This is a genomic window from Flexivirga aerilata (assembly GCF_013002715.1).
Taxonomy (GTDB): Bacteria; Actinomycetota; Actinomycetes; order Actinomycetales; family Dermatophilaceae; genus Flexivirga; species Flexivirga aerilata.
Genome location: NZ_JABENB010000001.1, coordinates 1,227,091 through 1,239,787, shown reverse-complemented (window position 1 = coordinate 1,239,787; position 12,697 = coordinate 1,227,091). Strand labels below are relative to the sequence as shown.

Sequence of the window (12,697 nt, the reverse complement as noted above, 5' to 3'; positions counted from 1 at the left end):
GCCCGTTGACTTCTTCTGACAGCACGATGACGTGCGGGAGGCCCCGCAATCGACAGGTCCGGCGAAAAAGGTGCTAACCCACGCCGTGCACGTGCCGCAGGATCCACATGTGCATGGCGATCGCCGCCGCGGCACCGGCATTGATCGACCGGGTCGAGCCGAACTGCTCGATGTGGAGGATGTCGACGCACGCCTCCTGCATCTGGGCGCTGAGACCCGGGCCCTCCTGGCCGAAGACCAGCACACATTCCCGCGGCAGCTCGTAGGTCTCGATCGGTGTGCTCCCGGGCACGTTGTCGATGCCGATCAGGGGTATGCCGCCGGCCCACTCCCGCAGCGACGCGACGTCCGGGTGATGGAACTCGTGCTGGTAGCGGTCGGTGACCATCGCGCCGCGGCGGTTCCACCGGCGTTTGCCGACGATGTGGAAAGCCTTGGCATTGAAGGCATTCGCGGTGCGAATCACCGATCCGATGTTGAAGTCGTGACCCCAGTTCTCGACGGCGATGTGGAAATCGTGCCGGTGCCGGTCGAGGTCGGCGACGATCGCGTCCTGCGTCCAGTAGCGATAGCGGTCCTCGACGTTGCGCCGGTCGCCGTCGGCGAGCAATGCCTCGTCATACCTCGGATCGGGGCTGCCATCCGGTGTGGTCGGCCACTCCCCGGGCCACGGGCCGACTCCGATCTCCTCCTGCACGGGCAGCAACTGTGCCACGCGCCCGCATCAGGCGAAGAAGCCTCCACCGTTGGCGCGCCACCATCGGGCATCGTCGCCGTCGGCCTCCGGCAGTGACAGCTGCGGGTGGCCGCTGATGCCGAGCGCGTAGACGACCGTGTCCCGCAGTTCGGGGACGGCGAGCAGACCGCGCAGATCGTCCTCGGGGCGCACCAGCCCGGCGTGCGCCAGCGCGATGAGACACACCCGCCGCAGGTCGACCCGGTGCGGCTCGCGCAGCTCCCTCTTCAGCACGGCCTCCTCGCCGGCGCCGGCGAGTCGCTCGATCAGATAGTGGGCGTTGATGCGCGTCTGGGGTTCGACGTCGGACCCGGCAGCGACCGTGATCGCGGCCCGCACTAGCGGCCGCGGAGGCCGCGCCGGAAACGCCTGGTGTTGCGGTGAGTTCGAGCACCGCAGCCACGACCAGCGGTGCCGTCCGGTCGAATGCCGCAAATGCCGACGCCGCCTCATCCCGCGGGAAGTAGGCAAGCTGGACACTGCGCATCAACTCCGATATCAATTGGCGAAGCCACTTGCGCAGCAAGCCGATCGGCACCGGATGATGGGTCGGCGGGCCTACGATGTGGGCCAGTCGCAACCACTCGGCACCGGTGAATTCGCCACCCTTCTCCCAGCGTTCGTAGAGCCCGTCGACGCACTCGGTCGCCTCCGCCGGCGGCACGACCACCGGCTGGAAGTCGCCCGCCCGCGCCGACGGGTCGACGACCCGTGCCAGCGACAGGATGGGCGCCTGGAGTTCGCCATACGGCAGGTCGAGGAGCCGTTCGTAGGCACCCACCACCTCCAAGGTGTGGCTGCCGGTGCCACGCTCGAGCCGGTGAGGTCGTAACCCTTCAGCCCGATGCCACGCTCCTCGAGCACCGGTTCGAGGAGCGCCGCCGAGAGCGCACCGAAGGGTGAGGCCATCCGGCGGGACCAGGCGAGCCAGCCCGCACAGGAGCGAAGGTCCTCCACCCGCGTCCACTCGTTCTCTGGTCGCTTCGGGCCCCGCGGCAGATTCCCGGAGCGCCCGGCCACCGGCCACACCGTGGGCACATGATGGAGCCGCGGCGTGCTCGCCACCGGCAATTTGCAGAAGCCCGTCGCGCCCGCAAGAACCTCCGCTCAGCGGCCGGCCGTCAACCGGTCGACGCGCTGCGCGATCCGGCCGTATGCCGCCACCAGCTCCTCGTTGTCGAGCACCTCGAAGTCGACCGGCAGCCGCAGCAGCCACCACGCCATCAGCTCGACGTCGTGGCTGCCCACCCGCAGCTCGCAGCTGTGCTCGTCGACCGGCGTCAGCCGGCCCCAGCCGCCGACGTGGTCGCGCACCTCGTCGGCGGCGCAGCGCAGGCGCAGGGTGGCCTCCTGGTCCCAGCCGGAATGCACCGACCGGCGGATGAACTCCTCGGCGTCCGGCGCCGCGCGCGGGGTGAAGCCGAACGTCGAGGCGCGCACCTCGGTCATCCGGTCCAGCCGGAACGACCGCCAGTCGTCCCGGTCGAGGTCGAAAGCCATGAGATACCAACGGCGTCCGGTGGCGACCAGCCGGTAGGGCTCGATGCGCCGGGAGGTCGCCGCACCGGTCCGCGCGACGTAGTCGAAACGCGCCTGGTGGGTCTCCCGGATCGCGCGGGCGAGCACCAGCAGGTCGTCCGCGTCGACCGTGGCCGCCTGATATTCGACGGTCACGGTCGCCTCCTGCACCGCGGCGACCTGAGCCCGGATGCTCGCGGGCATCACCTGGTCGAGCTTGGTCATGGTGCGGATCGCCGCTTCGCCGACCCCGGCGACCGTGCCGCCGGCGGCCAGCCGCAGGCAGACCGCGACCGCCACCGCCTCGTCCTGGTCGAGCAGCAACGGCGGCAGTGCCCGCCCTGCGCCGAGCTGGTAGCCGCCGCCGAGGCCCCGGCTGGCCTGCACGGGATAGCCGAGCTCGCGCAGCCGCTCCATGTCGCGCCGGACCGAGCGGGTCGTGACGCCGAGCCGCTCGGCGAGCTCGGGGCCGGTCCAGACCGCCTTCGCCTGGAGCAGCCCGAGCAGGTGCAGCAGCCGCGCCGTGGTTTCCGCCATGTCGACAACCCTCCACCGGGCAACGGACAGGAACGGTCCTGATCATGCCGGATCGGCGGTGCTGTCGCGGGGAGCGGTTCGCCGCCCCGCCGCCGGGCCGGTTTTCTCTAAGCGTTCCCTCAGCGCGGCTCCCGTACCCTTGGCGCTGTGATGCACTCCCTCGGCCCGAGCTTCATGGACCCGCAATATCTGCTCGACCAGTTCGGGGGTGCCTTCTTCTTCGTCTCGCTGCTGATCGTCTTCATCGAGTGCGGCGTGCTCTTCCCGATCCTTCCCGGCGACTCGCTGCTGTTCGCGATCGGCCTGTTCAGCTCCAGCGCCAAGTACAACTTCCACGTCCCGCTCTGGGTCTCGGTGCCGTCGCTGATGATCGCCGCGTTCGCCGGCAACGTCGTCGGCTACGAGATCGGCCGGGCCGTCGGCAAGCCGATCTACGAGCGCGACGGGCGGATCCTCAAGAAGAAGTACTTCGAGCAGACCAGCGCCTTCTTCGACAAGCACGGCAACAAGGCCCTGGTGATCGGCCGCTTCGTGCCGATCGTGCGCACCTTCATCACGCTGGTCGCCGGTGCCAGCCGGATGGACCGCAAGCGGTTCTTCATCTGGAGCGCGGTCGGCGCGGTGCTGTGGGTCGCGATCATCGTGTTTGCCGGCGTGCTGCTCGGCAGGGCGTTCCCGGGCCTCGGCGACAAGATCGACCTGGCGATCATGGTCGTCGTGGTGGTCTCGGTGCTGCCGATGATCTACGAGTTCCTCAAGCACCGCCGCGAGGCGAAGGCGATGGCCGACGAGACCGTCGAGGCCGCGAAGGACCTCACCGACCGCTGAGCTCCGGCTGCGGCGCCACCGCCCGCAACCGCAACGCGACCAGCAGCGCAACGGCAGCCGCCGCGACGAAGGTATGGCGCACACCGAGCGTCGTACCCAAGGCACCGAAGATCAGCAGCGACCCGACGTTCGCCAGTTGCATGAGCCCGTTGACCGTCGCCGACATCCGACCGCGCACCGCGTCCGGAGACCGGATCACGAGCAGCGCGCCGAAACACGCGCTCATCGCCGCACTCGCGACTCCCAGGCCGACCGAGCAGACCAGCAGGAGCGGGAACCACGGCGTCACGCCGCAGACCACGACGAGCAGCGCGATCGCGCCGAACCCGCCGATCGTCGTGCTCACCCGCGCTCTGTCGCCGTCCACCCGCCCGGCCAGCACGGAGCCGCACAGTGCCCCGACCATGACCATCAGCTCGCTGACGCCGTACCACGCCGCCGACATGCCGAGCTCGTCACGGACCAGGAACACCTCGACCACGTTGACCCCGGCGAGCAGCAACACCATGAAGAGCGAGCCGAGCAGCAGCGGCCAGACGACCGGATCGGCGCGTAACGTCACCAGGCCCGCGCGCCGGATCGCCGGGTGCCCGGTGAGAGTGCTGTCGGCTCGGCCGCCGCGCCTGGTGCGGACCGCGAGCGCGCCCAGCAGGAGCGCGCCGAACGTCCCGGCGTCCACCAGGATCGCCACCTGCGCGCCCGCCAGGCCGTAGACGACGCCGCCGAGCGCCGCGCCCACCGGCAGCAAGGCCTGGGCGAGCCCCTGCTGCAGCGCGACCATGCGGCCAACGTCGTCGGCGGCGCTGACGATCCGTGGCACCAGCGCGCTCCACGTCGGCCCCGCGAACGCCTGCCCGGTCTGGACCGCCGCGACCAGCGCATAGGTGCCGGCCACCGACGTGGTCGGCACGAGCGCGAGACAGGCGAGCGCCTGGGCACCCAGCGCCACCGCGAGTACGGTCCGCGAGTCCCACCGGTCGGCCGCTCGGCCGGCGGGTCCGATGAGCACGACCAGCGGCAGGGAGGTCGCGATCAGCAGGCCGGTCACCGCCCACGGGCCGGCGCCGCCGTCGTGCAACCGCAACAGCAGCACCACGGCGAGCATCCCGTCACCGACGAAGGAGACGGCCCGTGCCGGCACGACGATGCGGACGTCGCGATGTCGCCATACGGAGTTTTGAAACGAATGTTTCACGATATGTGAAAGTAGTGCTTTATAAACCGCCTGACAAGACCGACCGGCCCACAACGGCTTCGAGCGGCACACCAGATCGGGGTGATCTGGTGTGCCGCTCGAAGCGGATGTGGGCCTTTCGGTGGGGGTGGGGTCAGCCGGCGATCGCCGGGCCGCGGGTGCCCCCGGTGTCGCTGATGTCGCTAGTGCCACTGGGGTCGCTGGTGCCGCCGATGTCGCTGGTCCCGCGCCGGGCGAACGCCTGGGCATAGCGAGACCCGGCGAAGAGCAGCAGCAGGCCGACGGCGATGAAGGTGACCGCGCGGGTCGCGCCGCTCAGCGTGGCCAGGTCGAAGAGGAACAACTTGCCGAGCGCGGCACCGGCCAGCAGCAGACCACCGCCGAGCGCGACCTTGGCGTATGCCGGCAGGTGCAGCCCGACCGCCAGCAGCGACATCGCCGCCGCCATCCAGATCACCGTCACCCCGAGGTGCCCGGTGTGGAAGCCGTCGGTCCGCCCCACCGCGGTGCCGAACGAGAGGACGGCCGCGGTCACGCCATACAGCCCGATGATGCTGCCCACGACCGCGCTCACCACGCCGCGCGGGTCGAAGCCGAGGCGCTGCACGACACTCACTGCGAGCGCCGCCCAGACCGTGAGCAGCAGGCCGCCGACCATGGTGGCGCTGCTCAGCACTGCGGTCGCCTCGTCGGCGAAGCTCAGCGCTGCCGGGCCGGCGAAGACCAGGTAGGTCGCCACGGCCGCCGCCGCGAAGCACGCCGCCACGCCGGCCACGATCAGCGAACGCGCCTGCCGGGCGACCGCGGTGAGCGTGACCGCGGGCACCATGAGCAGGGCCGGGAGCCAGCTACCGGTGGTCAGCGAGACGACCGACTCGACCGTGGCGATGCTGGTCACTCCCGCGACCGCGGCAACACGCAGCACGTGCAGCGGCCGGCACACCACGGCAACCGCGACGGTGACCGCAACCGCGCCCAGCCCGACGGCCAACGCGACCTGGTGGGCCAGTTGCGGCAGCACCGCGAGCAGCGGGAGATAGGCCACCGCGAAGCCGAGCGCGTTCAGGTCGTCGTCGTGGCCGCGCGAGACGACCAGCGAGACCAGACCCAGGGCGGCGACGACCAGTGGTGCGAGCGCCCGGTCATAACCGGTCGACTGCGTCAGCACCGCGGCGGCGACGAGCGCGGCCGGCAGGGTGCGGACCAGGCCGAGGTAGATCCAGCGATGTGCCCGCTCCGGCACGATGCCGGCGGCCTGCAGCAGGATCAGGAACCACGCGAGCGAGGGCGAGAGGCCGTCGGTGAGCACCGGTGCCAGGGCGGCGACGCCGACCGTGACGAGTATGGCGAGCAGCTGCGAACGCCACCGCAGCGCGAGGGCGACCGAGGCCGCCGCGACCACCCCGGCCAGGGCGAGCCCGGCGGCCGGCGGGATCCATGCGTAGAAGCTCGTCACCGCCACCACGCTCACGAACAGACCCGCGATGCCCGTCGCCGCGAGCGCGATGCCGCCGATCCAGCCGCCCGGCCGGCCGTGCACCCGCAGGCCGCCCGCGACGAGCAGCAGCGACAGGGCGACCCCACCGCCGACCCGCACCCACGGGGTGAGCAGTCCGGCGCCCGCCACGACCACGAGGAGCATGACGACCCCGGTCAGGGTGACCGCGCCGCCGGTGAGAGCGAGCAGCTTGCTGACGACTCCCCCACGCTGCCACCACGGAGTCCGGTGCGGAGGCGTCGGGCCCGCGAACCCGGCGTAGGCGGGGCCGGACGGAGGCGCCGGCGGGACCGGCGCGGCAAAGGGCGGGGCTCCGGTGGACTGCCGGAACCCCGTCGACGTATTCGCTGAGTGCGTGCCTGAAATGTTCATGCCGACAAGCCTGTTCGCGGGCGGCTCGGTCGGCCTGAGTACGACTACTCAACACCGCATGAGGATTTGCCGAGCACTCACCGGGCGGACCGCGCGGAGTGCGAGGGAGTAACGCCAGAGTGACGACACCCCCGGCGGGCGCGGCTGCTAGTCGAGGCCCTGCTCGATGGCGTAGCGCGTCAGCTCGATGCGATTGCTCAACTGCAGCTTGCGCAGGGTCGCCTGCACGTGGTTCTCGACCGTGCGGTGGCTAAGGTCGAGCCGGCGGGCGATCTGCTTCGCCGACAGCCCCTTCGCGACGAGTCGCAGCACCTCGGTCTCCCGCGGGGTGAGGCTCGGCAGCTGAGGACCGTCCGGTGCCGGGGGTTCGTTCGACATCCGGCGATATTCGCCGAGCACCAGCCCGGCGAGGCCAGGGGTGAACACCGCCTGCCCCGCGGCGGTCGCCTCGACGGCTTCGATGAGCTCGGCCGCCGATGCGCTCTTGACCAGATAACCGCACGCTCCGGCCTTGACGGCGTCGAGCACGTCGTCGCGCTCGGACGAGGCGGACAGGACGAGCACGTTCGCCTGCGGCACGGCCTCGAGCACCGCGGTCGTCGCGTCGGCGCCGTTGCCGTCGGGCAGCTGCATGTCCATCAGGACCACGTCCGGCTGGGTCGCCCTGGCCCGTTGCCCGGCCGCGGCGACGCTGTCCGCGGTCGCGACGACACTGAAGCCGGCCGCCTCGAGGTCGCGACTGACGCCGTCGCGCCACATCGGGTGGTCGTCCACCACCATGACGGTCGTACTCCCCTGCTCGGTCATAGGCCCATCCTGCCCCGCCGAGCAGATGCTGTCATCGCCGCACGTGCAACTCCCACTCCGTGCCGAGGTTTGGTGCGGTGTCGAGATGGGCTGTGCCGCCTATGGATTCGACGCGCCCACGGATCGACTTGCTGACACCCATCCGGCCCTGCGCCTCGGCCTCGGCCAGCCGCCCGTCGGGGATGCCCACGCCGTCATCACGCACGGTGAGCACCACTTCGTCGCCGAGATCCTCCAGCAGGACGAAGGACCGTGCGCCCGGCCCGGCATGGCGGGCCGTGTTGTCCAGCGCCGTGCGCACGACCGCCAGGAGCTCGGTGACGGCCGACTCGGGCAACTCAACGGCGTCCGCCGGCGCCGAAAACGCAACCTCCGGAGGCAGATCCGCCTGCAGACGACTGCGCAGGTCGGTCGCCCGGTCGGCGCCGGGAGCCTGCGCCTGCTGGCTCAGCAGCGAACGCAGCGCACGCTCCTGCTCACCGGCGAGCGCGGCCAGCTCCGCGGTGTCGCCATGGCCGTCCGCGCCGCGCCGGCGCATCAGCGCGAGCACCTGCAGCACGCCGTCGTGCACCTCACGGGCGAGCCGCTCCCGTTCCTGCGTCGCCGCCTGCATCCGCACCGCGAGTTCGAACTGCCGCTGCGCGCGCGACACGATGCGAGCGCCGATGCCGAGAGTGACCCCGACGGTCAGCAGGATCGGCGTGGTCGCGTCGGTGAGGAAGTTCTTCATCTGGTCCTCGACGACCAGACTGAACACCGAAAAGCTCACTCCCGCAACGCCGCCCGCGATCGGACCCCACAAGAGCGCGATCGACACGACCGCATTGGTCACCCAGAACGTCGACGGCAGGCTCTGATGGTGGTGGTAATACTCCGGCCGCACCACCCACAGCGTCGACGCGATCAGGGCCGCGGTGATGACGATCTCGGCAATCACCATCGGCGGCTTCGGCGCCAACTCGAACGCATAGACCAGACCGGCGACACCGGACCAGATGACCAGCAGGGCGATCAATGCCCAGCTGATCGTCGGGTGGCTGTATGCCGCAACCCCCGAACCCTTGGCGGTCTCGGCGTTGACCGACACGAACTGGGCGCCCACGGCATACACCACCGACGCGAAGCGAAACACCTGCGCGCCGCGCCAAAAGGGCAACATTGCGTTCGATTCGCGCCCGACCGCAATGGAATCCACGGTTTCTGAGATTAGATCACCACAGTCGACACTTGGTGAGGCACGATGTGGCGACAGACGACTTCCTGCAGAGGAGGAGCACTAGCTCATGGTCAGCGAGGGGGAAACTGGCGAGGACACGGTACGTCCGGCGCGGGTTCTGACGCTCACCGATCCGCGTGCGATGCGCATGCTGGCGCACGAGGTCCGCCAGGACCTGCTCGATCATCTGAGCGGCGGGCGGGTGCTCACCGCCACCGAGGCAGCTCGGCTGAGCGGGATCACCCCATCGGCGATGAGCTATCACCTGCGGGCGATGCAGCGCTGGGGGGTGGTCGAGCGGGTGGACTCCCATGACGGTCGCGAACGGCCGTGGCGGATGGCTGCCGACCGGATCACCATCCAGGACGCCGCCTGGTCCGGCACCGCCGGCTCGGTGGCCGGCTCGCTGCTCGACGGTTTCGTGCGGCGCCTCGCCGCGACCATCCAGCAACTGGTCGACCGCGACGACCCGAACGAGCACGCCACCATCAGCCAGGTGCGCGGCGCCTGGCTCACCGACGAGGAGGCCGAACAGCTCGACCAGGTCGTCGCCGACGCGATCCACCGCTTCGAGGAGCGCCGCCGCGGCGGCCCACGGCCCGACGCCGCGACCGAGCGCGACATCTACTGGCTGAGCATCCCCCACCCCGGCGCGGGCGACGAGCCGGCCCGCGAGTAGCACGCCGGGAAGCAGCGCCCAGGCAACCTTCAGCGTTTGGTAAGGGTTGCTCCCGGACTTGGTAAGTCCTCCGGTCCTCCCCGGCCCGCCCGGCGAGCATGAGATCCGGGCCGCGCCACCCGTCGCGGCCTTCTCGAGGGAGAGGCAAGAACGTGAAGAACACCCGCGCCATGACGGTCACCGCGCTGACCGCACTGACCGTCTCGCTGAGCGGAGCCATCGCCCCGGCGGCGTCCGCGGCCGGCGATGACGGACCCGTCACCAAGAGCTCCGACGCCTTCGCCGGCTCGCGGGCCGCGAAGTCCGTCGACACCAAGGCGACCTTCGACCGCATCGTGCAGAAGCTGCCCGCCGATTGGCAGGCCCGCCGCGACGCCGCCCGCACCAAGCTCAACATCGACGAGTCGCCGGTCGAACGCGCCCTGCGCAGCAAGCTGGCCAAGGCCGCAGCCGCCGGCAAGGGCACCCCGAACGTGATCGACCCGACGCAATATCAGTGCGGCCCGACCAAGCTCGACGCCTACGTCGACTCGATCCTCGCGGGCACCGACGCGGGCAACCTGCAGCTGCTCAGCATGCTCGGCGCGCTGGACGCGCCGACCTACGACGCCATCCTGTTCGGCACCGCCAAGGGCGCGGGCTACCAGCTGCTCCCGGCATACAAGACCTCGCTGACCTCGACCTTCGGCACCGCACAGCGCTTCTGGGACGTGCGGCTGAACGACGTGCAGCTGATGGCGATGCACGGCCAGATGGTCGTCGACGAGAACCGCCTCGCCGCGACCGTGCAATACATGTATGGCGTGGGCGCCGCGGACGCGAAGGACATCGCGCGCGACATGATCTCGATGGTCAGGTCCGACCCGGCGCTGAAGAACGGGAAGAACCCGATCTTCACGCTGAACGCGTTCGCGTTCAGCGGCAAGGGCGATCCCGACCCGGTGATCCGCAAGCAGAAGGACAAGATGGTCTTCGGCGACGGCATCCTCGCCGCGCTGAAGGCGATCGGGCTCAACCAGGTCGGGCCGAAGGCGGTGCTCGGCCACGAGATGGCCCACCACGTGCAATACGAGGACGCGCTCTTCGACAACACCGACCTCACCGGGCCGGAGGCCACCCGTCGCACCGAGCTGATGGCCGACTCGTTCGGCACCTACTTCGTCACCCACAAGAAGGGTCTGGCGATGACGCCCAAGCAGATCCTGCAGACCGAGGAGTCGTTCTACGACGTCGGCGACTGCGCCTTCGACAACGACGGGCACCACGGCACTCCCAACCAGCGCAGGGCCGCCGCGGCTTGGGGCGCGGCCGTGGTCGCCTACTCCGACTACCCCAACCGGGTGCTGCCGAGCATGAGTCTGGCGACGAAGTTCGACAAGGTGCTGCCGGAGCTGGTGAAGCCCGACGCCCCGACGTCGATCGAGGCCTACCGGTCGGCCGCCAAGTAAGGAGCCTGGCCGGCCTCCACGAACGAGCGGCGTCCACCGATTCGGCCCGGTGGACGCCGCTTTCGTATGTCGTTACCGCGCAGGCGGATTCACCGGCCCGCGAGGGTCCGATAGCGGTCGACGACGAGTGCGGCGATGCGTGCGTCGGCGCCGAGCGGGTCGGTGACCACCGCATCGAGGGCGCGTAGCCGATCGTGGAAGAAGCCCGGGCCGATCAGGTAGCTCGCAACGGCAGCGCCCGGTTGGCCGGCGAGCGCCTCAGCCACCGAAGGCGTTGCGGCAGAGAGATATCCGACACTGACCGGGCCGCCCCACACCTCCTGCAGGTATGACGCAGCCTGCTCCGCGTCGAGCGCGCCCTCGGCCCGGGCGGATCCCGCCACGGCGCACACCACCGGCCCGTTACGATCGGCGCCCGCGGCCACGAGGCGGTCGGCGAGCACCTCGGCGAGCAGCGGATGGGGACCGAGCGAGGTGGCGGCGACGGCCGCAGGGTGCCCGGCGACGGCATCCGCCACGTCGACCTGCATGTGGTAGCCGGCCGACAGCAGCAGGGGGACGACAACCGTCGGAATCCCTTCGCTGGCAAGCATTTTCATGGTGTCGTCCAGCGCGGGCTGCTGCACGTCGACGTAGGCGTCGAGCACCCGCACCTGCGGCAGCTGCGCTGCGACCAGGTCGCGCAGGTCCGTGATCACCCGGCGCCCGGCGGGGTTGTCGGTACCGTGCGCGACGAGGACGAGCGCGTGATCAGGCCGGTCGGCGGACGTCGAGTCGATAGCCACGCTTCACCACGGTAGTGACCAGGTCGTGCCCTCGGGTCGTCTCCCGCAGCCGCGAGACGGCCATCTCGGCGGCGTGCAGGTCGCTCGACCCTCCGGGCAGCGACGCGAGGATGTCGGCTCGCGACACGACGGCTCCGCCGGCCTCCGCCAGGACCCGGAGCACGGCGAGACTCGCCGGTGAAAGCGCGAGCACCTGCCCGTCGAGCAGTGCGGCACCGCTCAGCAGTCGCAGCTCTCCGGCACTGGTCTGCACGCGCAGCCCGCGACGTTCGACGAGCTCGGCGACCAGCACCCGCACGAGCGCGCCCATCCGGAACCGGTCCGGGACCAGCGGCTCGATGCCCTTGTCCCGCAACGGTTTTGCGGTGGTGTCCCCCACGGCCGCGGCGAGCACACCCGCCGGGTCGGCGAACGCCGCCACGACAGCCGGGAGGACACCTTCGCGCTCGGCCGCGTCGAGGAAGGCCACGGCGCCGGGAGCGGCGGTGAAGGTGACCGCGTCACAGTCCTTGCGGGCGACCCGGTGCACGGCTTCGACGACCGCGGCCGGGTCGGGGGCCGGACCCCACCGGTAGACCACCAGCGAGCACACGTCGGCGCCCGCCTCGTCGAACGCCTCGTCCAGACCGTCGGCGCCCGCGCCGTGGTGCTGCACCGCGATGCGGCGGCCGGCCACTCCCTCGGTCAGCAGGAAGTCGCGGATCTCCGCACTGGTCTCCGACTCGGCGACCCAGTCGGCGGTCAGACCGGCTGCCTGCAGCGAACCGCGCGCCTTCGGTCCGCGCGCGACGAGCCTCGCCCTCCGCAGCAGGTCGAGCAGCGGCGCGGCGAGGCCGGCCGCATCCGCGGCCTCGAGCCAACCGGTGAAGCCGACACCGGTGGTGATGATCACTGAGTCGGGTGGTGAGTCGATGAGTTCCTTGGTGCGAGTGAGAAGTTCGGCGTCGTCGACGTGCGGCACCACCGACAGAGTCGCCGCGTGATCGACTGTGGCGCCGCGCCGCTCGAGCGCAGCGGCGAGCTCGGCGGAACGACGTTGACCGGTCAGCACGATCCGGCAGCCCTGCAGGTCGGCCAT

General features: G+C 70.6%; 12 protein-coding genes. 3 read left to right on the top strand and 9 right to left on the bottom strand.

Annotated features, from left to right (window positions below):
- Positions 1 to 73: 73 nt before the first annotated feature.
- From HJ588_RS05860 to HJ588_RS05850, 3 genes are all read right to left on the bottom strand, one after another.
- The gene (locus HJ588_RS05860) at positions 74 to 715 is read right to left on the bottom strand and encodes a TrmH family RNA methyltransferase (RefSeq protein WP_343036613.1); all 642 of its coding nucleotides are present in this window, start codon (positions 713 to 715) and stop codon (positions 74 to 76) included.
- 9 nt (positions 716 to 724) lie between these two features.
- Positions 725 to 1,075 carry a hypothetical protein gene (locus HJ588_RS05855; RefSeq protein WP_171152970.1) on the bottom strand — a complete coding sequence of 117 codons (351 nt, stop codon included), beginning with the start codon at positions 1,073 to 1,075 and terminating at the stop codon, positions 725 to 727.
- 768 nt (positions 1,076 to 1,843) lie between these two features.
- The gene (locus HJ588_RS05850; RefSeq protein ID WP_171152967.1) at positions 1,844 to 2,791 is read right to left on the bottom strand and encodes a helix-turn-helix transcriptional regulator; all 948 of its coding nucleotides are present in this window, start codon (positions 2,789 to 2,791) and stop codon (positions 1,844 to 1,846) included.
- Between the two features lie 150 nt (positions 2,792 to 2,941).
- On the opposite strand from HJ588_RS05850, the gene HJ588_RS05845 reads away from it, so the two are divergent.
- The gene (locus HJ588_RS05845) at positions 2,942 to 3,619 is read left to right on the top strand and encodes a DedA family protein (protein ID WP_171155442.1); all 678 of its coding nucleotides are present in this window, start codon (positions 2,942 to 2,944) and stop codon (positions 3,617 to 3,619) included.
- On the opposite strand, the gene HJ588_RS05840 is transcribed toward HJ588_RS05845, so the two are convergent.
- The 4 genes from HJ588_RS05840 to macS form a co-directional block, all read right to left on the bottom strand.
- Positions 3,606 to 4,814 carry an MFS transporter gene (locus HJ588_RS05840; protein ID WP_171152964.1) on the bottom strand — a complete coding sequence of 403 codons (1,209 nt, stop codon included), beginning with the start codon at positions 4,812 to 4,814 and terminating at the stop codon, positions 3,606 to 3,608. The two genes, HJ588_RS05845 and HJ588_RS05840, sit on opposite strands and share 14 nt — an antisense overlap.
- Before the next feature lie 133 nt (positions 4,815 to 4,947).
- On the bottom strand, positions 4,948 to 6,684 hold the full coding sequence (locus HJ588_RS05835; protein WP_171152961.1) for a DUF2339 domain-containing protein: 1,737 nt from the start codon (positions 6,682 to 6,684) through the stop codon (positions 4,948 to 4,950).
- A gap of 147 nt (positions 6,685 to 6,831) precedes the next feature.
- A complete protein-coding gene (locus tag HJ588_RS05830; RefSeq protein WP_171152959.1) occupies positions 6,832 to 7,491 on the bottom strand; it encodes a response regulator in 660 nt (219 codons plus the stop codon).
- 31 nt (positions 7,492 to 7,522) lie between these two features.
- Positions 7,523 to 8,686, bottom strand: coding sequence for a MacS family sensor histidine kinase (macS, locus tag HJ588_RS05825; RefSeq protein WP_212755307.1), 1,164 nt, complete (start codon positions 8,684 to 8,686; stop codon positions 7,523 to 7,525).
- A 163-nt stretch (positions 8,687 to 8,849) separates the two neighbouring features.
- On the opposite strand from macS, the gene HJ588_RS05820 reads away from it, so the two are divergent.
- Both HJ588_RS05820 and HJ588_RS05815 read left to right on the top strand, forming a co-directional pair.
- On the top strand, positions 8,850 to 9,386 hold the full coding sequence (locus HJ588_RS05820) for a winged helix-turn-helix domain-containing protein (RefSeq protein ID WP_171152957.1): 537 nt from the start codon (positions 8,850 to 8,852) through the stop codon (positions 9,384 to 9,386).
- A 152-nt stretch (positions 9,387 to 9,538) separates the two neighbouring features.
- Positions 9,539 to 10,834 (top strand): hypothetical protein, encoded by a 1,296-nt coding sequence (locus tag HJ588_RS05815; protein ID WP_171152955.1) that lies wholly within the window; start codon positions 9,539 to 9,541, stop codon positions 10,832 to 10,834.
- An 89-nt stretch (positions 10,835 to 10,923) separates the two neighbouring features.
- Here the strand turns inward: HJ588_RS05815 and HJ588_RS05810 are convergent, their stop codons facing one another.
- Positions 10,924 to 11,619 (bottom strand): sirohydrochlorin chelatase, encoded by a 696-nt coding sequence (locus HJ588_RS05810; protein ID WP_343036612.1) that lies wholly within the window; start codon positions 11,617 to 11,619, stop codon positions 10,924 to 10,926.
- Positions 11,585 to 12,697, bottom strand: coding sequence for a uroporphyrinogen-III synthase (locus HJ588_RS05805; RefSeq protein ID WP_171152953.1), 1,113 nt, complete (start codon positions 12,695 to 12,697; stop codon positions 11,585 to 11,587). The genes HJ588_RS05810 and HJ588_RS05805 overlap by 35 nt, the downstream gene beginning before the upstream one ends.

What these genes read in the sequence shown, in the direction of transcription:
- HJ588_RS05850 (WP_171152967.1), bottom strand. Translation starts at nt 2,791, where the DNA reads ATGGCGGAAACCACGGCGCGGCTGCTGCACCTGCTCGGGCTGCTCCAG.
- HJ588_RS05835 (WP_171152961.1), bottom strand. Translation starts at nt 6,684, where the DNA reads ATGAACATTTCAGGCACGCACTCAGCGAATACGTCGACGGGGTTCCGG.
- HJ588_RS05830 (WP_171152959.1), bottom strand. Translation starts at nt 7,491, where the DNA reads ATGACCGAGCAGGGGAGTACGACCGTCATGGTGGTGGACGACCACCCG.
- HJ588_RS05820 (WP_171152957.1), top strand. Translation starts at nt 8,850, where the DNA reads ATGCGCATGCTGGCGCACGAGGTCCGCCAGGACCTGCTCGATCATCTG.
- HJ588_RS05845 (WP_171155442.1), top strand. Translation starts at nt 2,942, where the DNA reads ATGCACTCCCTCGGCCCGAGCTTCATGGACCCGCAATATCTGCTCGAC.
- HJ588_RS05805 (WP_171152953.1), bottom strand. Translation starts at nt 12,697, where the DNA reads ATGGCCGACCTGCAGGGCTGCCGGATCGTGCTGACCGGTCAACGTCGT.